This is a genomic window from Nonomuraea sp. NPDC050547, from assembly GCF_044457345.1.
Lineage (GTDB): Bacteria > Actinomycetota > Actinomycetes > Streptosporangiales > Streptosporangiaceae > Nonomuraea.
In genome coordinates this window covers 1-23,227 of record NZ_JBITGW010000045.1, presented here as the reverse complement: position 1 = coordinate 23,227, position 23,227 = coordinate 1, and the positions used below count along the sequence as shown (strand labels likewise).

The 23,227-nt window shown below is 65.9% G+C and carries 10 protein-coding genes and 1 pseudogene; 7 read left to right on the top strand and 4 right to left on the bottom strand.

All coding sequences use genetic code 11. The features are described 5' to 3' along the window. Nucleotides 1-33 precede the first annotated feature (33 nt). Nucleotides 34-645, top strand: coding sequence for a TetR/AcrR family transcriptional regulator (locus ACIBHY_RS54590; RefSeq protein ID WP_397311073.1), 612 nt, complete (start codon nucleotides 34-36; stop codon nucleotides 643-645). A gap of 619 nt (nucleotides 646-1,264) precedes the next feature. On the opposite strand, the pseudogene ACIBHY_RS54585 reads toward ACIBHY_RS54590, so the two are convergent. Further along, a pseudogene (locus ACIBHY_RS54585) lies at nucleotides 1,265-1,483 on the bottom strand (response regulator transcription factor); the annotation flags it as partial. Between the two features lie 267 nt (nucleotides 1,484-1,750). On the opposite strand from ACIBHY_RS54585, the gene ACIBHY_RS54580 reads away from it, so the two are divergent. After that, nucleotides 1,751-2,866 (top strand): acyltransferase, encoded by a 1,116-nt coding sequence (locus tag ACIBHY_RS54580; RefSeq protein ID WP_397311072.1) that lies wholly within the window; start codon nucleotides 1,751-1,753, stop codon nucleotides 2,864-2,866. A 168-nt stretch (nucleotides 2,867-3,034) separates the two neighbouring features. After that, complete coding sequence (locus tag ACIBHY_RS54575; RefSeq protein WP_397311071.1) at nucleotides 3,035-4,033, top strand: hypothetical protein; 999 nt, start codon at nucleotides 3,035-3,037, stop codon at nucleotides 4,031-4,033. Nucleotides 4,034-4,059: 26 nt separating this feature from the next. Here the strand turns inward: ACIBHY_RS54575 and ACIBHY_RS54570 are convergent, their stop codons facing one another. After that, a complete protein-coding gene (locus ACIBHY_RS54570; RefSeq protein ID WP_397311070.1) occupies nucleotides 4,060-4,839 on the bottom strand; it encodes a hypothetical protein in 780 nt (259 codons plus the stop codon). Here ACIBHY_RS54570 and ACIBHY_RS54565 point away from each other — a divergent pair, their 5' ends adjacent. The 3 genes from ACIBHY_RS54565 (at nucleotide 4,840) to ACIBHY_RS54555 (ending at nucleotide 6,342) form a co-directional block, all read left to right on the top strand. Beyond that, on the top strand, nucleotides 4,840-5,001 hold the full coding sequence (locus tag ACIBHY_RS54565) for a hypothetical protein (protein WP_397311069.1): 162 nt from the start codon (nucleotides 4,840-4,842) through the stop codon (nucleotides 4,999-5,001). A gap of 539 nt (nucleotides 5,002-5,540) precedes the next feature. Next, nucleotides 5,541-5,798 (top strand): hypothetical protein, encoded by a 258-nt coding sequence (locus tag ACIBHY_RS54560; RefSeq protein WP_397311068.1) that lies wholly within the window; start codon nucleotides 5,541-5,543, stop codon nucleotides 5,796-5,798. Continuing rightward, nucleotides 5,776-6,342 carry a transposase family protein gene (locus ACIBHY_RS54555; protein ID WP_397311077.1) on the top strand — a complete coding sequence of 189 codons (567 nt, stop codon included), beginning with the start codon at nucleotides 5,776-5,778 and terminating at the stop codon, nucleotides 6,340-6,342. The genes ACIBHY_RS54560 and ACIBHY_RS54555 overlap by 23 nt, the downstream gene beginning before the upstream one ends. Before the next feature lie 185 nt (nucleotides 6,343-6,527). Here the strand turns inward: ACIBHY_RS54555 and ACIBHY_RS54550 are convergent, their stop codons facing one another. Then, entirely contained in the window at nucleotides 6,528-7,484 is a 957-nt protein-coding gene (locus ACIBHY_RS54550) for an ankyrin repeat domain-containing protein (protein ID WP_397311067.1), read from the bottom strand. Nucleotides 7,485-7,586: 102 nt separating this feature from the next. Beyond that, nucleotides 7,587-12,797: an Ig-like domain-containing protein gene (locus ACIBHY_RS54545; RefSeq protein ID WP_397311066.1), complete on the bottom strand. Its 5,211-nt coding sequence runs from the start codon at nucleotides 12,795-12,797 to the stop codon at nucleotides 7,587-7,589. Nucleotides 12,798-14,354: 1,557 nt separating this feature from the next. On the opposite strand from ACIBHY_RS54545, the gene ACIBHY_RS54540 reads away from it, so the two are divergent. Further along, complete coding sequence (locus ACIBHY_RS54540) at nucleotides 14,355-22,631, top strand: LamG-like jellyroll fold domain-containing protein (protein ID WP_397311065.1); 8,277 nt, start codon at nucleotides 14,355-14,357, stop codon at nucleotides 22,629-22,631. Nucleotides 22,632-23,227 lie beyond the last annotated feature (596 nt).

Sequence of the window (23,227 nt, the reverse complement as noted above, 5' to 3'; positions counted from 1 at the left end):
GATGTGAACACATCGAGAAACTGGGAGGGGTCCATGGGCAGGGGGCCGGGTGCGCAGCACACGCAGCGGCGCAACGAGATCGCCGACGCGGTGCTCGCCATCGTCGCCGAGCGCGGCCTGACCGCGGTCTCGCTGACCGAGGCGGCCGCCCGGGCAGGTGTCTCACCCGGTCGGGTGCAGCACTACTTCCCAGCCAAGCAGCAACTCCTGGAAGCCGCCTTCGAGCGCGGCAACGAGCTGTCCAGCGCCCGCATACGGGCCAAGGCCGGCACCGACCTGCAGGCCGCCGAGCCCCGCTTGGTGCTCACCACCGTGCTGGACGAGCTCATCCCCTACGACGCCGCCAGCCAGGCGCACATGCGCGTACGGCAGTCCTTCCACGCCCTGGCGCTGGCCGACGAGCAGATCGCCGCCCGGCTCCGTCAGCTGTATGACGCCTTCCACCGGGACATGACCGACCTGCTGCACTCCGACCAGAACGCCGGCCGCCTGACCCCTCACGCCGACCCGCACCGGCACGCGGTCAGCCTGGTAGCACTCGCCGAAGGCCTGGCCACCAACGTGCTCATCGGCGTCACCACCAGCCAGGCCGCCCAGCAACACCTGCGGGCGGCCATCGCCGACCTGTACCTACAGCCGGCGTGACGACGAGAAAGTCAGACGATCCATCGCCGCCCTGAACTGTGAGAACACAACAGATGGCGGCTGGTGAGGCCAGCCTTACCGCCACCCCGCCGTACTGGCCGCCCAACGCCGCGAACGCGCCCGCATCCGCAGCGAGAAAGGCCTCCGCTGGGGAGGCAGGCTCCTGGCAATCTCCCGGTACGGCCAGCCGCAGCACCTGGGTGCGGGCAGGATGCTGGACGCAGCCCATGCTCGTCGACCACGATCAACCCGGGCTGGTCCTGATCGGTCGGCAGCCTGGCCGCCTCGATCACCGGGGTGTCCAGCGTGACGACGGGGAAGTCGGCGAGCAGATCACGAGCGCGCATCTGCGGGGCGTTTCAGGATTGGCGACACGGCCGCCGGCCAGACGGCCCGCCACACCTGCCGACAACGTGCCAACGACCATCTGGACGCGACCTGCGCCTCGTGCCCGCACGCGGATGCTGCGCATGACGGCATTCCGTGCGTGGGCCGGCGCTGATCTGCCGACCGCGGCCTTCATGGTGCGCCCTTCGGATACTCGAGTCGCCTCCCGGTGGTGGATGCCGGGCGCGAGGTCACGTCCGGTTCAGATACGCCAGCACGGCCAGCACGCGGCGATGTGCTTGCCGACGGTCCCCTCACTGACGTACAAGGCCCCCGCGATGGCCGCGTTCGAGCGTCCCTGCGCCATGAGCTGGAGTACGTCCCGCTCGCGCGGGGTCAGCCGGGCCACCGGGCGCCGCGGCGAGGTACCGCCGAGCAGCTTGGCGATCACCTCTGGATCCATCGCGGTTCCGCCGCATGCCACCCTTCGCAGGGCGTCGACGAAGTGGCCGGAGACGGCAGCCCCATATGCCCGGTCACAAACAGAACGACCAGGAGCGGCGGCCCCAGCATCGCCGGCACCGCGAGCGCCAGACCGCGCACGGGAGCCGCGGCGAACGTCAGCACGCGCGAGCCGGCGCCCGCGTCAACCCCCATGACCTTCCCACCCGATCGATGAAACCACGCGGGCGGCGCCGGCGGTATGGGTGCCAGCCCCCACCTCTGGCGGGAGCCAGGCCCGTTACCCGCGCCCGGTTCCGTTCCTAGCGTGGCGGCCATGACCGTCACCGCCGTACGGCTGCACTACCTTGACCGCGTCCGGGTGCTGCTGACCGTACTCGTCGTCCTTCATCACGTCGCCCTGACCTACGGGAGCTTCGCCCTGTGGTACTACCACGAGCCGAGCATGGGAAAGCCGTCGCCGCCGGGTGAGTGGGACCGGCTGCTGGACCTGTTCCTCCTGCTCAACCAGACGTACTTCATGGGGCTGTTCTTCCTGATCTCCGCCTACTTGATGCCCGGCTCCCACGACCGCAAGGGCGGGCGGCGCTTCCTCGCCGATCGCGCGATCAGGCTGGGACTCCCGCTGATCCTGCTGGTCTTCGCCGTCATTCCGCTCGCCAAGCTGCCGCTGTACCGCTGGGAGAACGCCCGGGCCCCGCTCACCTATCTCAACTTCTACCTCCGTGAGCTCGAGCAGGGCCCCGGCTGGTTCCTGGTGACCCTGATGGTCTTCGTGGTGGCCTATACCGCCATCCGGGCCCTTCGCCCGGCGCCTCGCCGGCAGCCGGCCACACCGCTGCGGGCACGCACGATGATCGGATTCGCCGCGCTCCTCGCGACACTCGGCGTCGCCTGGCGCCTGCTGCCCCTTGAACGCGTCCCCGTCGTGCAGTTCCCGGTGCCGGATTACCTGCCGCAATACATCTGCATGTTCACCGCCGGGGTGCTCGCCTACCGGCGGGGATGGCTGACGGCCATCCCGGCACGGGCGAGCGGCTGGGGGTTCTGCGTCGCGGCCGTGGCGGCCGTGACACTGCTGCCCGTCGCGCTGGCGGGCGCGGACACCTCCGGCGAGCAGCCGCTCCTCGCACAGGTGGCGCACGGGCTTTTCGACGGCGTCTACTGCGTGGGCATGTCCCTGGGGATACTCGGGCTGTTCAGCCGCAGGTCCGCGGCGGAACCGACCCCGCGCGGCCGCTTCCTGTCCGCCAACGCCTACGCCGTCTACGTCCTGCACTCGGGCGTGCTCGTCATGGTGTCCGTCGCGCTGTCCGGCCTTCCCGCCGGAGCGCTGACCAAGTTCGCCCTCGCCGCGGCCCTCTCCCTTCCCCTGTGCTGGGTAGTGGCAGCCGCCGTTCGCGCGGCGCCGATCGGCCGGCGCGTACTCTGAGACGCAACTCGCCGGCCCGCGAGCCAGGGCACGTCACCCTCGCCCCTTCGGCCACGGTTGTCTCGGGCCGGAGGACCTTCCAGCAGGTCAGCGAACGATGATCTCTTCCTCACGTAGACCCGTCTGCGGTTTCCGCACGCCACAGTGGCTTGCCGAACGGAGGCCGCCATGAGGACACTAAGCCCGAAACTTGCGGCCGAACAGGACACCACCATGCACTTACGCCCGGATCTGATCATCCGCTGCGGGAATGCCTTTGCCGGTCTCGTCGCTCCCTACGTCGTGCTGGCGACCGTCGTCTTCTTCACCGAGGATCTGGTCGTCCCCGACCCGGTCGCCTACAGCCTGATCGTCGTAGTCGCGCTGGCGATGCCGTACCTGGCAGTCCGCGGCTACCGGATGGCCATCCTCTGCACGCCCGCCAGCGTCACTGTGCGGGGCTGGTTGCGCAACCGCACCATCCCCATCCAGGACGTAGCCGACACCGGCGGCCTCCTCTCGGGCCGCCTGCTGTGGCTCGATGCGACCGGCCGTCTCCGCCACACACCCACCATCGCATTCGCCACGCTTGTGCGCGCACCCAGCAGCATCAAGGAACACAACGTCCAGGCGGAGCAGCGGCTGCAGGACTGGGTCGCCCGCCACCAGACGAGCGCGGCCAAGAGACGGCATCTGACGGCCATGGCACGGAACTGGCCGAGGAGGACGCGCTTCCTCTGGCTGGGCGGGAGACTTGACGACGTTGTCGGATGGGTGCTCATCGTGCTGGCGCTGACGTGCGCGGGGATCTTCGCCCAGGGGCTGCCGTCAGAGATCCGTGCTGCTCAGGGCTTGGGCCGACCCGGGACATTCATCGCAATCGACCGCGACTGTGGTGATGTCACCTGCTCGTGGAACGGCTCCTTCCGCTCTCATGACGGTACGGTGGTCAAGAATGATGCCTGGTTGTACGGCACGGCTGTGGAGGACCTGCAGGCCGGCGATCAGGTCGCCGCACTGGATACCGGGCATGCTCACAAGATGTTTACACCCGGCACCCACGATCTCGTCTCCTGGCCGTTCTTTGTGATCGCGGTAGTGGCTCTCGGCTGGTACGGGCTCCGGCGCATCACGAACGCACGCCGAGAACGACTCGCCGAACTGGCCATGGCCAGGAAGTCTCGCTAGCCCCGTTTTCCGCACATGAGCGATCTTCAGCGGAGGTCTCGTGGATCGATGTCGAGGAGGTCCAGGAGATGGAGTTGGAGGTCGGTGGGTTGTGGGATGGCTGGGGGTGACTGGCCGGTGCCTGGGATCAGCCGGATACCGGCCGGCGCGTCGAGGATGAGCTTGCCGGTGGGTATGGCGGGTCGTCCGGCGTACAGGCCGTTGATCTTGGTCGCGCCGCGAGCTGCCAGGGCCTGACGGATCTGGCGTTCGATCAGGCAGAAGATGAGCAGGGCCAGGCAGATCACGGTGATCAGCGCGGCGATGCGGCGGTTGCTTTTCAGATACAGGCCGGTGACGGCCAGCGGCCCCTTGAAGGCCTGGTAGCGGCGCTCGACCGCTTCCTGGCCTTTGTAGTGGCGCAGTACCCGTCCGGCGTCGGCCTGATCCGCATCAAGGTTGGTCAGCAGGGCGTACCAGCCGTCGGTGGCGGCTTCGGCGTCCAGTACCTGCTGGTCGAAGTGCCGGCTGAGGGTGGGTTTGCCGGTGTCCGGGCTGGTAGCGGTGACCGCGCTCAGGTAGGTGCTCACCCGCCGGGCGCGGCCGATCGCGGTGATCCGGTCGCTGACGGCCTGCTCGTCGGGGTAGTGGCGGCTGCCGAGGCCGCGCTCCAGCCGGGCTAGATCCTCACCGGCCCGCGCCAGCTTCTTGGCCCGGGCGGCCTCGGCAGCGCGGGCGCGGGCCGAGGAGTGCACGAAGATCCTTCGCAGCCTCAGCACCGGATCCTTCGTGCGCGGCCCCGCCAGCGTCATGACGTCGTCACACACGTGCCAGACGCCACGCCGCTCGACGGGCTTGCCCGTGTCCCGGGCGGCGACACCTACACCTCGGTCTTTCCCCAGGTGGCGATGGCGGCGGCAGAGAAGACCGCGGCGCTGCTGCTGGGTGACGATCACGACGGGGCCACTGTTCGGCAACTCCACGCCTGACCAGGGCAAGCGAGGGGGCGGCCCCGTTCCGCTGAAATATCGGCGTAGCGGGGCCGTTCGTCATGTGACGGAAGGGATGAACGGCATGATGATCATGGTGTGTACAGGGTTGGTACGGGCGAGCACGGTTGGAGCACGGAACGGCCGGAACTATGTTCTATTCGGGCGGCCAAGCGCATGTTTCAGCAGGTCAGTACCATGAAATAAGCGCGCCCTGCAGGATTCGAACCTGCGACCGTCGGATTAGAAGCAAGATCGTCTAGTGTCTAGCCGTGTCCGATCGTGATTCTTTGTCCCGGTCCATGGTGATTGCGGTGTCGGGTCGTGACGCGCCCTGTCCCTAGGTGCCGGGACGGACGAGCACGGGCCGAGCACGGCGACCTACCGTTGGGGGTGTGGGGGGCGTTAGCCGACGTCGGCGTGCTGATCGGGCGAGTCATTCATGCGACAGGAAACTCGCTGGCTGCGTGATGTTGCCCGCGGGGCGGTAAACACGCCGACCGGGCCAACACTCGCCGGGCGGTGTAGCGTTCACGGTCGTGACCACCGTGTACCGTCCCGACACCGTCGGGGCCGATGATGCTGCGGTCAGTGACCTGGTCGATATCGTCTTCGCCGTCAGCACCCGCTGCGCCTGCCAACTGCGACTGCTGAGCGCGCCACTCGGTGAGGCCGATTTAGGCGACGGCGAGCTCCGGCAACTGGCCGTCGCGGCCGCCGAGCTTAGTGACGTGCTACGAACCCCCGGTCAGTCGATGAGGTTCCAGGAGAACGATCCCCGCGTCCCGCCTGCTTGATCAGATCTGGATCCGGAACGTTCTCCGTTGTCAGCCGTACCTCTCCGGCAAACATCGCGTACACGGCATGAACATCCAGGTCATCGCCACACGAGGCAGGAAGATCCTGTGGACCTCAGGCGCGCTACCGGGCAAGTCCCACGACCTGACCGCCGCCCGCATCTGGGGCATCCCGCGCGCACTCGATCACGCTGGGATCATCACCCTGGCCGACAAGGCCTACCAAGGAGCCGAAGGCCCGGTCCACTCCCCGTACAAGGGCAAGAACAAAACCGCGTCCCAAAAACGGGGCCAACCGCTTCGACGCCAGGCTCCGCGGCCCCGGAGAACACGCGAACGCCCAGAGGTGGAGCTGGAAGATCTTCCGGAACGACGCTGCAGCCCTTCCAAGGCTGGACACCTGTGCAAGCCATCGCTGTCCTGCGGAATCACCGAGTTGCGCAGGCAGCGTGAGGATGAAAAGCGTTCAATCTACTTTAAGGTCCAGTCTTTCCCAGTATGTGGCGCTCCTACCTTTGCAGGGAGGTTGCATATCGGGGTTTAGTGTCCAGTAGCAGTGCCCATACTGTCTCCCACACCCTCTGCACACTCCCACCCGAGTCCGAAGTCACCACCCAGCTACACAAAGCAACACAAGTGGTGACCACGCGACTCGAAGCCAGCTCACTAGGTCGCCACCGGCCCGGCCAGCGACGGTCATGGCATCGTCACAAGCTTGACTGCCCGGCTTCAGCGGTCTCGTTCCGGCAGACGCAACCACCGATCCGGCGGGCCGACGACGGCTCGGGCGTCGGGCGGGCGCAGCCCGGTCTTGGCGCACATGTATGCCACGGCCTCGCCCTGGTAGAGGTATTCGGCGAGAATCTCGTCGGCCGTCAGGTGTCCGCCCGCGTCGCCGCCGCCGGGAAGTGTGTCGGAGTCCTCGATCTCCCCATCGCGGCTGACAAGCCCCTGGTCGCCGCTCTTGGGGTTGGCGAACAGGCTGTAGCAGACGGTTCCCTCGGACAACGGCAAGGTCACTTCGGGAGTGGAGGGGACGTATCCCCAGGGTTGGATGACGACGCATCCACCGGGTACGTCGGTGACGCCGACGATGCCCAGGTGGGCGTCGGGATCGGCCCAAGGATCCATGGTGGTGTCGTCCACCGGCCAGGCTTCCAGCCGCCGCGCAGCCTCGGCCGCGGTGAGATCCGAGACGCACGCCACCCCCATGTAGTCGTCGATGTCGGCCAGCGCGGCGATCAGCCGATGCGCCTGCGCCGCCGTCGCGGCCTCGTCCGGGGTCAGGCCGGGGTGCCCGGCGGGGGCCGGGAACAGATCCGGGTTCGGACCGGCGAGCGCGAGCCGTCCAGGAGACCATCCGGCCATCATGGGCCGCCAGGGGTCCGCCCCGGCGGCGACCAGGGCGCGGGCGTTGTCCAGGCGATGGGTGAACACCGCCGTCCACAGGGCGGTCCGGTCGTCGAACTCGGCGTCGACGTCAACGACGCGACGGGCCAGCTCGGCCACCGTCTCAGGCGTCCCCCATTCGCTCGCGAAGTGCAACGGCCTTCCCTCGTAGCCGCCGAAGGCGTAGACACCCGAGTCGGGGTCGGCGCCCGCTTCCAGCCTGGCGCGGATCGCCGCGAGGTCAGCCCATCCGTGCCCATCGATTCCGGACCAGCCCGCCGGTAGAGGCTCGGACATGACGCTCCCTCGGATCGGTGTTTCATGGACGGGCACGATTATTCCGTATCAGAACGGTCCGCCTCGGCCCTCTGTCGAGTGACAGAGGGCCGAGGTCGGGGTTCAGCTTCTGGTTCTCACCAAGAAGGGGTCCTTGTCGGCGAGCCTATTTCGCGAATAGAACGTTCTGAGCCAGGTCCATCCGTGGTTCCTGTTCTGCAGGCCATTGATAGGTCTGACGGAGTAGTCGTTCCCCACCTTTCCCTGGTACGTGCTGGCGAAGGGGAACTCGTCACACTGCAGACCGGCCTGGGTGTAGTGCTGCACCCACTTCAGGCTCGGGTTCAGCTCCCAGTAGTACAGGTCGCATTCACCCTTCGTCAGATGGCCGTTCACCTGCCTCTCCCAGTTGAACTTCTTCCGGTTCTCATCCGCGTTCTTCTTGCCCAGGAGGCGGGTCAGCGGATGCGATCCCGCGACGTCGGCGTTGCCCGGGATGGTCTTGACCTGGCGCACGTTGTTCACCAGTTTGTAGGGCCAGGTGTTCTTGTTGTCCGGTGTCTTTAGGGCGTCGGCGATATGGTCGATGACCGCGTCCATGGGCTTCCCTGCCGCCGTCGCCGCGCTCTTCGACATCGTGAAGACGGGGGTGACGGTGAAGATGCAGGCGCCGGTGTGCACGCCATAGGTGTTGTTCGCCGCCGCTCTCACCGTGCTCGGTGGGTCCTCGTCCTCCTGCCCGAGGGTGAGCTCGTCACAACGGGTGGTCGGGGCGTACGCGTGGCTGGGACCACCACAGACGCGAGTCGTCCCGATGACCTTGCCCACGTCCAAGCCCATGTCGTCGAAGCAGCCGGTGTTCCACAGCGGGATCGCCTGCTTGTCCCAGGTTGTGTCGACCTCACCGTCCGAGTCCCACTCGTCCAGGGTGTTGTACAGCCGGGGGCGAAGGGTGCAGGTGCTGACACGGTCGCTGTCGGGGTCGGAGTAGAAGCGGAAGAAGGTGTCACCGCTGGCCTTGAACTTGGCGATGCTGTCCCGGAACGTGTAGATACCGTCCGCGTACTCCTGCCAACCCTTGGCCCTCATCTGGCTGAGGACTGCAGGCGTGAGGTTGCACGTGGAGCCGCTTTCGCCCTTCGAGCTAATCACCAGGCCGATTCGGTACTCGTCGAGCTTGTCGGCCGGGATCTCCTTCCCGTCGAGGTACGCCACGATATTGCCCAGCCGGGTCCACATCGAGATCGTCTGCGGAGTAAGGCCCGTTCCGCCGACCACGCCCGTGCCGTCGGCGGTCCCCAGATAGGTGTGGTAGACGGTCGTGGCCTCCACGAGATAGCCGTCCTCCACCTGCGGCCGGACGTACTCTCCCTTCTTGATGTAGTCGCCTACGCCGATGAGCTTGCTCCAGCAGGCGTTGTAGCGGGAGGACTTCTGCCAGCCGAAGCTGGCGTTCGGTTGGGGCGCGTTACGGCGACCCTCCGAGCACATTTCCAGGCTCATGTGCTCATAGTCGAAATCGGCGTTCTGTACGGCGGCCGCCGCCTTCTTCGGAGTGCCTGCCTGGCCGGAGTCACCGAGATCGATCTTGACCGGCTGCCATTCCGTCCACGAGGACGCCGCGAAGGCCGACGCGGCGCGAGCACGCCATCGCACCCGCCACCCGTCCTTCAGCTTCCCGCCGGGCACTCGAGCGATTCCCACAGACCCAGTGGCGATCTCCGTGCTGCCGGACCAGATCCGGCCCTTGCCCTGCGACCGGGCGCCGGGGTCGTGCTCGACCTCGACTTCCACCTTGGAGTGCCGCGCCAACCGCCCGGACACCTTGACCATGAGCTCCGGAGCCGTGGTCGGTACGACGGCCTCCTCGGCCTTCGAGGAGCGGGTCCACACCTTGTCGATGGACAACGAGGTCTTGGCCGTATCACGTAGTTGCCGCGGTTGCACCGACCCGGCCAGGAACGTCCACCCGTAGGGCTCCTCGATGGCGTTGCCCGCCGTGTCCGAGGCGGCGGTGACCTCAGCCCAGTAGTAGAGGTCCAGCGGTTCGTCCGGGGTGAACGTCAGCACCGTGTTACGGGCGCTCATCGTGACGCTGCCGGGAACCACCTCGTCGTCGATGTCGGTCAGGACGAAGTTGACGCCGGTCACCGGCTCGCTGAAGGTGACCTTCACCGTGGCGTCGGCCGGCACGTCCTCGGTGCCGTCGGCCGGTTCCACAGCGAGGATCGTCGGCGGTGTCGTGTCCGAACCGGGAGGTGTCGTGGGAGTCGGGGTGGGACCGGCGTTGTCGGTGTAGGTCACCTTCAACGTCGGCGGATGGGCCTCGGCCTCCTCGGTTTCCGACGCGTGGAAGCCGCGGTCGTACTGCGGGGCGCTGGTGGATTCATCAACCCCGCGCACCATCAGGCCATGGTTGTCCTGGCCCGCTGCCCAGCCCCGCACGATGTCGGTCACCGGCCAGGTCCACGCGACATCGCTCGGCGGCGAATCGCCCACGCATCCGCCGGGGTCCTTGGCGAGCGCCTCGCCGTTGGTGGTGGTCTGCGGCTGATTGCGCCAGCTCAGGGTTTCGGCACTCCACGCCCCGGTGACCTGCTGCGCCTTGAGACCCGAGTCGGCGGCGCCACAACCGAAGGAAGCCGAATTCCACAGCTCCAGCTTGGCCTCGGTGATCGCCTTACCCGCCAGCGCCGAGGTATCGAACTTCAGATAGGTCCGCTCAATGGCCCTCGGAGCGCTGCTGCCGTACGCACCCGCCCACACCGTGGGGCCATTAGGGCCGACCGTCCCTTGGTCATCGAGCCAGGTGTCGGTCTGCACCGGCAACGTGATCGTCTTCGGAGCCGACGGCGCCTGGACCGTCGTGAAGGACCAGACGTGCGGGGTGGTCATGATGTTGCCCGCGGTGTCTTTGGCTTTGGTCGCTTCGGCGGTGTAGGTGGCGCTGTGGGCCAGGGGTTGTTGTGGTGTGAGGGTTAGGACTTTGTTGGTGCTGTCCATCGCCGTGGTGCCGGTGATGGTGGTGCCTTGGGAGTCTTTGAGGGTGATCTCCGCCTCGGACACCGGCTCGCTGAAGGTCGCGCGCACAGGTGTGCTTACCGGTACGTCGGCGGCGTTGTTGGCGGGGTCGGTCCCGGTCACCGTGGGTGCAGTCGTGTCGGGTGCCGCCGTGGTGAAGGACCAGACGTGCGGGGTGGTCATGATGTTGCCCGCGGTGTCTTTGGCTTTGGTCGCTTCGGCGGTGTAGGTGGCGCTGTGGGCCAGGGGTTGTTGTGGTGTGAGGGTTAGGACTTTGTTGGTGCTGTCCATCGCCGTGGTGCCGGTGATGGTGGTGCCTTGGGAGTCTTTGAGGGTGATCTCCGCCTCGGACACCGGCTCGCTGAAGGTCGCGCGCACAGGTGTGCTTACCGGTACGTCGGCGGCGTCCTTGGCCGGGTCGGTCCCGGTCACCGTCGGCGCGCTCGTGTCAGGTCCCGTTGTGGTGAACGACCAGGAATGCGGAGACATGGCGTTGTCCCACAGGTCCGTCGCACCGCTGACGGTCGCGGTGTACACGGTGCCGGGCCTCAGCGGCTGACCTGGTGTGAAGGTGACGGTGGCGTTGCCGTACTCACCGGTTTCGCCTGTCGTGGTGGCCACGACACCGCCGTCGGCGTCCTTCAGGACGAGGTCGGCGCCGCGTACGTCCTCATTGAAGGTGACGCTAACGGCGGTGTCAGTCGGTACGTCGCTCGCGCCATCAGCCGGCGTCGTTTCGACGACGGACGGCGGAGCCCCGTCACCGACGTCAGGGTTGGTGGGAGACTCGTCAGTCTCCCCCTCCAGCGGCAGCAACTCGGGGATGGTGTTGTCCGTCTCCGCGTACCGCTGGGTCTCGATCGCCCTGATCTGTTCGGTGCTGAGGACGCTGTTGTCGGGGGTGGCGAGCAGGACCTCCTCCATCGCCAGGGCCTCGCCGTACGTGGGGAAGGACGTCAGATCCCCGCTGGAGTTGAACACCACCCTGACGCGATCCGCAGGCGTGTAGTCGATGAACAACACCGGACCGCGTCCGTCTCCGCCGGTGTACTGGTCGGAACGGTATTGGCGCCAGTTGGCTCCGGCGGCGCCCTCGGTGGCGGCGCGGATCATCAGCCCGTAGTCCGACGTCCCGTCGGCCCACTGCTGCACGATGTCCTGGATCGAGTAGTACAACTCGCCGCTGCCCGAGCAGCCTGCCAACGTGGCGCTGTAGCCGCCGGTGTTGACCACCGCGTTGGTGCCGGTGCTGGACGGCTGGTTGGCCCAGGTCAAGGTGGAGTAGTGGTAGGCCGAGGTGAGTCGGCGCGCGACGATGCCCACGCCCACGCTGGTGCCGCACCCGTTGGCGTGGTAGTTCCACAACCGCAGGTCGGCGTCGTGGATGGTGGCGAAGTCCAGATGGGTGCCATTGATCACGTAGCGCAGGTAGGTGCGCCACAGTTCTCCATCGGCCGACTTCCCCGCCCGAAGCCAGGTGAACAGGGTCGCCGAGTTGGGGTACTGCACGCTGGAGACGAAGGTGTCGGAGGAGTCCCCCGCGCCGATCCACTCCCCGCTCATCGGCACAATCACCGGGTAGGCCACCGACGGATCGGCCAGGAAGACGGCGTCGGGGGTCAGCACCAGCGAGGTGTTGCCGGAGGCGTCGGTGGTCACCGAGGTGTCTACCTTGCCGATCCTGCCCTGTTCCGGCGACTCGATGGCCTTGGCGTCAACGGCCTGCGCCGCCAGCGGCCTGCTCTCCGCCGCGCCCTGCGCCGACATGAGCTGTGGCTTACCGTCACGGATGCTGTACGCCTTGCCGTCGGGCAGGTTAACGGTCAGCGGAATCTGTATCGGGCTCTTTGGACGCGTACGCAGCACGACGTCCTGAGCGAACCCGTTCGGGAGGGCGGTGAGTACCAGGTCGGCGCCCTCTGCCACCACATCCCGATAAGTAATCTTGTTTCCGTCCACGTTCGGCATAGGCAGCTTGCGGTTCCAGCCGATGGCGACGGTTCCGTCCTTGTCCTTGGCGGTGACCAGGGTCTTGTCACCCTCACCGCCGAAGGTCAGCGGAGTCTTGACCAGCTTGGCCCCCAGCGTGCCGTCGGACTTGGTCACGATCGAGGTGTCGACCGGCTGCCAGGACTTCTTGCCGTCCTTGCTGGACACTTTGAGCTGCACCGGCTCGGTACTCAGCTCAGCATGCAGCGTTTTGCCATCGGTGTTGGCCCACACCTTCATGGTTTCGGTGTAGTGCGAGGGTAAGGCGACCCGTTTGCCGGTCTTGACGGCTTTCGCCTTGGCCGCCACCATCTTCTCGTCCACCACGGGACTGCCGCCCCGCCGCTCTGAAGGCGCCGAACTCGGCGTAGGTTCGTGCTGCTCAGCCCAGGACGGAGCTGAGGCCATGCTCAGGGCCATAATCGCAGCCACAGCAGTGGCGGCGGCCCTCGCCAGGCGTCTTCTCCGATGCCTGGGGCCGGGTAAGTGCGGTGCTGTCTCCCCGTTTCGCACCAGCAGTGTCACGTAACACTCCTCTGCGCACAGCAGAGTGGCCATGTCGCCACGGCCACTCGAACGGATGTTCCAGACGCAGAGATATCATCCAGATCAACGCAAATAAAGGTCTTTGATCAAGCTGCCATTCGTGATAGCCCCACGGGCAGGGCAGGAAGGGAAAGGCCTCTACCTGCTGCTCTTCCCGCGGCAGGCGGGCGAGCGTGCATCACCACGGATCAGACAACGATCGAAGCGCGCCCTGCAGGATTTGAACCTACGGACCGTCGGATTAGAAGCAAGATCGTCTAGTGTTTGGCTGTGTCCGGTGGTGATTCTTTGTCCCGGTCCATGGTGATCGCAGTGTCAGGTCGTGCCCGGCCCTGACACGGGGTGCCGGGACGGACGAGCACGGGCCGAGCACGGCGACCCACCCGGTGGCATCGCGGGGTCGTCCGACGTGGGGACGAGGCTGAGAGCTGCGACTCCGATCAGCGCGTGTGCTGGATCACCCCCACGCGCGGTTATGCTTCGGCGTTTCGTTCCATGGCATCCAGCTGGTGCCGGCCGACCCGCGCGTGGGGATCCTCCAGGGTTCGCCAGCGGGACGCTGTCCACCAGCAGGGCCGACACGCGCATTCATCACAAATACCACGGTAGTCCCTGCAATCACCCGTTCGGCAGCTGCTCTTCGGCATCCCTCTCTTATCCGTAGGTGCTGGCTGGTTCGAGCTCCCGGGTGCCTGTCACGTCCACTCGGTCTCCTTCAGTTCCTGTCGCGTCGTCTGATTGTGGGTGACGGTGAAATGCGTGTGAGTGATGCATCTGCCTTCCCCGCACAGGGAAATGCGGGCCGCCGTCATAGTCCGTAGCGGCGGGAGCGCCGTGGCGCGGCCTGTCAGCAGCTGGGGATGGCAGGCGTGGACGGCCTTTTGCCGCCAGGCGCTGATGGGGTTCCGTGGCGGTGGATGGAGTGGGACGCCAGGTAAGAGGGCGGTTCCAGCGAGGGCTGGGCGCCACCAGTCGGTCACGTTCCGTCATGAGGCGATGTTGTGGCCGGCCGATGGCGGAGGCATCTAGAAGAAATGTAGATCGCGCTCTTGTCGCGTTCCATGATCGGTTGTCCAATGACGAGAGGCCTGCGGAACGGTCTTGTGCGCTGTGGATGGTCCCGCGATGAGTCGACTGCCGCATATGTAACAGTATGTGACTGTTTAGTGCAGAATATGGCTCTTGAGGTGTTATAAGGCCGAAGTTAAGATTTGCGTGCTTATGTGATCTTTCTCTGAACCTCCGAGGCGGACGAGTGTTTCGTGCTGGGTGGTGAGGAGCCGTGTTCGCGCCCGTGTGTGTGGGGTGCCTCGCTGGTTCGGAGTGTGATGGCGTATGGGCCGCAGTGGTGGGCTGCCGCGTTTAGGCCGTGCGAAGGCGTGGCGGGCGGCGTTATTGGTGGCGCTGTTGCCGGGGTTGACGTTCACCACGGCCTTTCCAGTCTCGGCTGCTGTGGCGTCGGTGGCGGTCGTGGATGGCCGGGTGGTGCCGGACACGCCGGATCAGCAGCAGGGCTCGCCGCTCCCGTTACCGTCGCTGGTGGACACCGCCGCCACGACGAGCAGGGAGAAGACGGAGCCGTCGGAGCAGGATCCGCGTAAGCGTAAGGGCGGGTTGCCGGCCGAGGGCCGGCATGTGGAGGAGAATCCGCCGCAGGCGGTTGCGAAGAGTCCTGATGGCGAGGCGCGGCTGGCGGCGGTGTTGTGTGCGTCGTATCCGGCTTACAACTCCTCCAGCTCGTATGCGGGCCGGTCGCAGGTTTCTTATCAGCTGGGTATTTGGACGAGCCGGGTGGAGGTGCCCCGGTTCAAGCCGCCGGGTTCGACGTATTACGAGATCACCCCGGAGGGTGCGGGGATCGAGCGGCCGTATTGGAACCGGGAGGGGGATTGCGCGGATGGGCCGCCGCCGGACCCAGTGCGGTATCCGCCGACGTTCGATGACGTGTTCCCGGTCGATGAGATGTTGGTGGATTCGCTGACGCCGTTGCTGGTCGCGCACGCGTACGGCAACAACGGCGGGACCTACATTCGGTACACGTTCGAGGTGTGCGACAACGCCGACATGACCGGTGCGAGTTGTTTCACCTCCGGCCAGCTGGCCGGCGATGTCAACACCTGGCGGGTGCCTGCGGGCAAGTTGGTGTGGGGCAAGGAGTACTGGTGGACCATCTCGGCGCTGGATGTGTTCTGGTCGAAGACCGCCACGACGCCGGCGTTGTCGTTCACCACCGGGGTGCGGCAGCCAGCGATCGGCTCGCAGCTGGCCACTTCGGGGGTGGATGGGCAGGAGTTTCACCAGCTGCCCGGTAACTACACGACGTCGTTCACCGATGCTTCGGTTGCCACCGCGGGTCCGCCGCTGTCGATCGTGCGCTCCTACAACGCGATGGACCCGCGCCGGGACGGCATGTTCGGGGCGGGCTGGTCGACCCGGTTCGACATGAAGATCCAGCCGGAGTCGGTGGCGGCGGTGCCGACGCTGCTGCTGACCAACCCGGATGGGCGGCAGATCCGCTTCGCCTCTAGGGGTGATGGGTCCTATCAGCCGCCGCCGGGCATGTACGCGACGCTGGTGCAGACGTTCAAGGACGTGTGCACGGCGGGCACGTGTGTGAAGGAGCCGTCCGGGTGGCGGCTGATGGACAAGTCGTCCACCTCCTACCTGTTCGCCGCCACCGGCAAGCTCACCACGATCACCGACAACCTTGGGCGGGCTCAGGAGTTCGCCTATAGCGGTGATGGCAAGCTGGCCAGCGTGACCAGTCCGGGTGGCCGGTCGCTGAGCTTCACCTGGAACGGCGCGCACGTCGCCACCGTCTCCACCCCGCCGGTCAACGGCCAGCCGCTGACGTGGACCTACGTCTACCAGGGTGACCAGCTGAAGCAGGTGTGCTCGCCGACGGCGGCGCCGAACTGTGTCACCTTCGACTACACCGACGGCTCCCTGTATCGCAGCACTGTGCTCAATTCTGACCCGATCGGCTACTGGCGGCTCGGCGAGCAGACCGGCACCACCGCGGCCGACCTGGGCTGGGGCGCGGGCCCGGCCGCCTACTCCGGCGCCACGCTGAAGCAGCCGGGAGCGCTGGCCGGTACGGGTGACACGGCGGTGACCGTCTCGGGTAGCCAGAAGGTCGTGTTGCCCGAGCACGCGCTGGCACGGGTGGAGGACGCGGCCACGTTCGAGACCTGGTTCAAGACCACCCAGTCCGGGGTGCTGCTCGCGACTGGAGCAGCGTCGGAGGCTGGTTCGGGCCGTGTCTATGTGGGCACCGACGGTAAGCTGCGCGGCCAGTTACGCCGTGCGGGCAGTGGGTCCGGGATCGCGCCGATCACCTCTACTGGCGTGGTCAATGATGGGCAGTGGCATCATGTGGCGATCACCCTGTCCGCGGGGGAGCAGCGCCTCTATTTGGATGGCCAGCAGGTCGGCACGCTCGCCGGAGCCATCACGGGCGGCTGGTCCGCGGACGCAGAAGTCGGGTTCGGCCAGGTGGTGGGAGGAGAGTGGCCTGCCACACCCGGGACGGCCGGGGCGACGACGTCGTTCGGGTTCAGGGGTCAGCTGGACGAGGTTGCCGTCTATGCCAAGCCGCTGACGCCGGAAGATGTGCGCCTGCACTTCGAGGCGCGCGCGGCGGCGCCGTACAAGATGACCAAGATCACCCTGCCGTCCGGGCGGGTATGGGCCGCCAACGTCTACGACGCGGCCACCGACCGGCTCAAGACGCACACCGACAACAACGGTGGAACGTGGCAGATCAGCGCGCTCGACTATGCCAAGTCGACCGGGTTGTCGAAGGTGACGGTGACCGACCCCAATCTGAACACGATCGTCACCACCTACGATGCCTGGCGCGGCTACCGCGTCGTCTCGCGCGCGGACCAGTTGGGGAAGATCACCAAGTACACCTATGACACCGGCGGCTACCCGCGCGACGTGATCGACCCCAACGGCAACGTGTTCGGCCGCCAGTGGACCGCGCGCGGCAACCTGTGGGGCAAGGGATCGTGCCGGAGTAGGAGCCAGATCTGGTGTGAGTGGGAGTGGTTCGGCTACCACGAGAACGCCGCCAACCCGTTCGACCCGCTGAACGACAAGATGCACTCGCGCCTGGACCAGCGTTCCTCCAGCGCGCTCGACAACACCTACGCCACGCACTGGTCCTACAACGAGTACGGGCAGGTGAAGAGCGAGACCTGGCCCGACGTGGTCGGCGACCCCACATGGGGGATTGCCTACACCTACACCGACGGCACCGAACCGGCGATCGGCGGCGGCACCACCCCCAAGGGTCTGCTCAAGACCCAGCGTGACCCCAAGGGCGGCGAAACCCGCTACGCCTACACCGCCGCGGGTGACCTGGCCGAGGAGACGACTCCCAGCGGGCTGAAGACCGCCTACACCCACGATGCGCTCGGACGCGTCACTTCGCATGCGGAAATCTCCACCGCGCATCCGGATGGGGTGAAGACCACCTTCACCTACGACGGCATGAGCCGGGTGGCCACGCAGACCGGACCGGGCGTCCGCAATGAGATCAGCAACGCCACTCACACCATGCAGGCCCGCTACGGCTACGATGCCGACGGTAACGAGCTGTCGGAAACGATCGCCGATCTCACCGGTGGCGACCCAGACCGCACTACCAGTTACACCTACGACGCCTACGGCCGCTCCGCGACGATCACCGGCCCCGAGGGCGGTGTGTCCAAGCAGGAATGGTCCTCCGCGGGTGCGCTGGTCAAGATGACCAACGAACTCGGCACGGTGGTGGAGAACGGCTACTCCAAGCGCGGGGAGTTGCTCACGCGCACGCTCAAGGGCTGGACCGGCAGTCCGGTGGCGCCGCAGCCGGCCCGGGACGTGATCCTGGAGTCCTACACCTATGACCTCGCCGGCCGTCTCGCGGCTGAAGCCGACGCGATGGGCCGCAAGACGTCCTACACCTACTTCGATGACAACCTGCTATCCCAGGTCATCGGCGACGACGTCAAACTCAACGGCTCCACCACGGCCCGCGATGTCGTCCTGGCCTCGCACACCTACGACCTGGCCGGGAACCTGACCAAACGGGTCACCGGCGGCGGGAGCGCGGTCGCGGAACAGGTGGTGGACGCAGCCAACCGCATCACCTCCACCACCTTCGACCCGGCCGGGGTGAACCGCAAGACCGTCTTCGACTACGACCGCGCCAACCAGACCATCAAGGAAACCCGCACCGGCGCCGGGAGCACGAACAGCGAGATTACCGAGTACGCCTACAACCCCGCCGGGATCATGATCCGGCAGACCATCAAGAACGACGGCAACGATCTCGTCACCTCCTGGACCGTCGACGAGCGCGGTCTCACCCTCGACAGCGTCGACCCGCGCGGAAACGTCGCGGGCGCCGACCGGGCCGCCTTCACCACCAGCTTCCGCTACGACAACGTCGGCCAGCTGATCGAGACCAAGGCTCCGCCCACCCAGATCGAGAAGGCCGGAACGTCGACGCTCGCGCGCGCCACCTCCCGTTTCGGCTACAACGGCGCAGGCAACCAAACCCATGTCGAAGACGCCGAAGGCCGCCGGATCGGCGCCGGATACGACCGGGCGGGCCGCCGCACATCGCTGACCGGTGCCGCCTACACCCCGCCCGGTGGCAGCGCGCTCACGCCGACCTTCGGCTACAGCTACGACCCGGCCGGCCGCATGACGACGATCACGGACCCGCGCGGTCAGGTCACCTCGGCCGAATACGACGCCCTGGACAACCCGGTACGCGTCACCGACCCCGCTGCGCAGGGCCAGCCCGCCGGGCGCTGGGTTTCGGAATACGACCTGCTCGGCGAGCGGCTGGCCACGATCGACCCGACCGGAGCACGGAGCGAGGCCACCTACGACGGCCTTGGCCGCCAGATCACCGACACCACCATCGAGCGTCGGCCCACGGCAGCGGTGTTCACCACCAAGCTCGAATACAACGACGCGGGCTACCTCACCAAGACGATCCGGCCCGGCAACAAGGCCACCACCTACACGGTCAACGCCGCGGGCGAGGTCACCGCCGAGACCGACCCGCTGAACGACACCACCACCTACACCTACGACCCCGCCGGACGACCCGCCAAGGCGACCAACCCGCTCGGCAACGCCACTGCCGGAGAATACGACCCGGCCGGGCGTCTGCGCACGGTGAAGAACCTCAACAGCGCAGGTAGCGTGTTGCGCTCGGTGAGCTTCGGCTACGACGCCGCCTACAACGTCACCGAGGTCACCTCAGGCGAGGGGTACATCACCCGCCGCAAGTACGACGCCACCGACCTGCTGGTCGAACTGACCGAGCCCGTCTCCGCCACCGAGTCCATCACCACCAGTTTCGGCTACGACGCCACCGGCGCCCGCACCCGCCTGACCGACGGCCGCGGCAACGCCACCTGGACCGGCTACAACACGCTCGGCCTGATCGAAACGCTCACCGAGCCCGCCACCCAGGCCCACCCCAACTTCGCCGACCGCACCTGGACCCACCTCTACGACGCCGCCGGCAACGAGACCGCGCTCCTCCAGCCCGGAGGCGTCCGCCTCGACCGGCAGTTCGACCACCTCAACCGCATCACCAAGATCAGCGGCTCCGGCGCCGGGATCGTCGCCCCCGACAAGACCTACAGTTACGACCTCGCCAGCCGCGTCACCACTGTCGGCAGCCAAGCCCTGGAATACAACGACCGCAGCCTGCTCACCAAACTCACCCCGCCCGCAGGCACCCCCACCACGTTCGCCTACGACGCCCTCGGCAACCCCACCCAGCGCGCCGACGTCACCGGCACCACCACCTACACCTGGGACAACGACAACCGGCTCAAGACCGTCACCGACCCCGTCAGCGGCCGCACCAACACCTACGACTACGACAAAGCCGACCGCCTGACCAGCCTCAAGTCCGCCAACCCCACCACCACCCAGACCTACACCTACGACGCCCTCGACCGGCTGGAAACCCACACCCTCAAAAACAGCAGCGGCGCCGAAACCTCCAAGATCGTCTACGGGTGGGACAAGGACGACAACCTCACCTCCAAGACCACCACCGGCATCGCCGGAGCCGGAACCAACACCTACGGCTACGACCGCGCAGGACGCCTCACCTCCTGGACCGCCCCCGGCGGCAACACCACCGCCTACACCTGGGACGCCTCCGGCAACCGCACCAAAGCCGGCGACAAGACCTACACCTACGACGAACGCAACCGCCTCACCACAGGCGACGGCACCACCTACGCCTACACCCCCCGCGGCACCCTGGCCAGCGAAACCAAGAACGGCACCACCAAACACCTCACCTTTGACGCCTTCGACCGCCTCATCAACGACGGCGACACCCGCTACACCTACGACGACCTCGACCGCATGACCTCCCGCCAAGGAACCAGCGGCGAAACCCGCTTCATCTACGCCGGCCTCGACAACGACATCATCGCCGTCACCGACCAAACCGGAGCCATCCAAGCCAAATACGGCCGCGACCCCTCCGGCGGACTCCTCAGCCTCCAAGAAGGCACCAACCCCGCCGTCGGCGCCCTCACCGACATCCACCACGACCTCATCGCCACCTACACCGGCACCGCCATCACCGCCTCCACCGCCTACAACCCCTTCGGCGAAGTCATCGCCCAAGACGGACCCAAACCCAAACTCGGCTACCAGAGCGAATACACCGACCCCGACACCGGCAAGGTCAACATGCTGTCGCGCTGGTACCAACCCGGCACCGGAGCATTCGCCTCCCGCGACACCTGGACCCTCAACCCCCAACCCTCCATCCAAGCCAACCGCTACACCTACGCCAGCGGCACCCCACTTACGCGAATCGACCCGCTCGGACACAAGCCCGACGCCCACGGAGCCGTAGGCGGTGGGACTGGAACCGCCACGAGAGGCGGAGCCAACGGTGGGGGCATGGCGCAGAACATCGGAAAGGCCCCGGCGCCAAAGTATGGGCAAGGAGCCGTCAATGCTGCTCAGGCGGCTGCTGCGGCTGCTGCAGCCGCGCATGCAGCAGCATCTGCTGCGGCGAAGGCTGCTGCGGCCGCCAGGAACGCGCAAACAACGAAGGCCAACAACGGAAAGGGGAAGAGCGGAACCAAACCGTCGACAAAGCCCACCACAAAGCCACAAGAGAATCTGCAGTCGGAGAAGAACCTCTGTCGCACGCGTCCGGGTGGTTGTGGGCCGAAAAACACACCCAAGACTCCAAAGCAGCCGCAAGGCAATAAATGCAAGGTCAACTGCGGAAACCACACCCAACCTAAGCCGCCTTGCAAGATCAACTGTGGTGGTACCAAGACCGACACCAAACCGAAGCCGGACCCCAAGAAGAAGGACGAAAAGGATCCAGAACCCTGCCGGGGCCCGAACTGCATCAGCAAGCAACCGGGTGATGGCCGGCGGCCAGGCCCCGACCTCAGCTGCGACGGTCTCTGCGACGGAGGGCGTCGGGGCGGAAGTCCAACCCGGCCCATCGAGAGTGTCAACTGGGACAGAGGCTCCGTCGGGATCGCCACGGACTTCGGCGTAGAGCCCGACGCTCCCGGCGAAATCATCCGATGCGACACACCCCTGAGATACACCGGCACCTGCAAAGACGGCTCCCACGCCGTAGAACAGCCCACCGACGTCGGAGTCGTGATCCCCGAACCGGACTACGGCGACCCGCCGCCACCCCCCATCTACAACTGCGACCCACCCAACAGCTTCGTCGCCGGAACCAAGGTCCTAATGGCTGACGGCAGCCACAAGGCCATCGAAGATGTAAAGGTTGGCAACCTGGTTATGGCCGCCGATCCGAGATCGGGTCAGAAGGAAGCCAAGGAAGTCACAACTCTGATCAGTGGCAACGGAGTGAAGAGCCTCGTCTCGATCAGCATCGATATCGATCCAAGTAGCAGAACCAAAGCCGACGCCATCACCGCTACGAGCAACCATCCGTTTTGGGTGGCAAACCTTCGCGAGTGGGTGAATGCCGGGAGCCTAGAGCCAGGCATGTGGCTTCAGACGGCGTCGGGCACCTACGTTCAGGTCTCAGCGATAAAGGCATGGGTTGCCACTCGACCCGTTCACAACCTGACAGTAGACGGACTGCACACGTACTATGTCGCTGTCGGTGGCGACTCAATTCTAGTCCACAATGACGAGTATCTGGACCTGTATCACGGCACGAGCAGGGAAGCTGCAGATAGCATTCGCAATAATGGGGTGGACCCAGGATTTCGGCCACGCCCTCGCGATTTCGGCAATGGGTTCTATTTGACAAAAGATAAATCCCAGGCTGAAACTTGGGCGCGAAACAGGTACGGCACGAACGGCGTGGTACTGCACTTTCGTGTGCCGACGAGTGCAATTGTCGATCTAAATAGTAAAACATTCGGCTCTGGAAGTCCCGACTTGGCGGACTTCCTATACATGAACCGCACAGACTCCGGAACCCATCCCTATGATGTGGTCGAGGGGCCTATGCTCAGGAATGTGAAGCCATTTCTGGAGGGTGCTAGTCCTGTTCTATTCGGCCATCAGATCGTGTTCTTTGGCGATCGGGCGGCACGAATTCTTGATGGATGCATTCAGTAGGGTAGAATTCTAATGAGGAGATTTCTTCTAGCGGCCCATGGTCCGGTCTTCGAGTATCTGGAGCAGATCGCCGAAGAGATGATAGAGTCTTTCGGAATTCCATATCGTGAGGCCGTCGCTCGTGTTAATAATCATTGGGCTGATGCTGACATCACTGAAGTAGAGGATCTTATATTTCACGAACTTCCGGGATACTGGTCAATGATTATCTACTACCGCGAGGTTGAGGATTGGTCGCCTGAAGCTGACCGAGCCAACTGGCGCATTAAGCCAGCGCCACATGTTGACTCGCCCTCGTGGACGGTATAGACCGCGTACCGTCTCGGAATCCTGCACTCCTTCAGACTCGTACGAACCTAGGGAACATCCTCGCGTGCGCGGGTGTACTGCTCCGATACTCGTGCACATAGTCTGATCTGCTGTTTCGCCGGCTCTGTCAGGCGGCCTGGTGGTACTCGTTAATAGCTCCGCTGCGCACCCTTTCGGCACCGAATGCGGCCTGCTACAGAGGATGAAAGCCTGAGGTGACACGGCGTGGTTGCGTGCTCATCGGCTGGTTCGGGAGTATGCCGGTGGGATGCGTTATCCGGATGGTG

Bases quoted from the DNA above. Each gene is read 5' to 3' on its own strand.
- ACIBHY_RS54590 (WP_397311073.1), top strand. From the start codon at position 34: ATGGGCAGGGGGCCGGGTGCGCAGCACACGCAGCGGCGCAACGAGATC.
- ACIBHY_RS54580 (WP_397311072.1), top strand. From the start codon at position 1,751: ATGACCGTCACCGCCGTACGGCTGCACTACCTTGACCGCGTCCGGGTG.
- ACIBHY_RS54575 (WP_397311071.1), top strand. From the start codon at position 3,035: ATGAGGACACTAAGCCCGAAACTTGCGGCCGAACAGGACACCACCATG.
- ACIBHY_RS54550 (WP_397311067.1), bottom strand. From the start codon at position 7,484: ATGTCCGAGCCTCTACCGGCGGGCTGGTCCGGAATCGATGGGCACGGA.
- ACIBHY_RS54540 (WP_397311065.1), top strand. From the start codon at position 14,355: ATGGGCCGCAGTGGTGGGCTGCCGCGTTTAGGCCGTGCGAAGGCGTGG.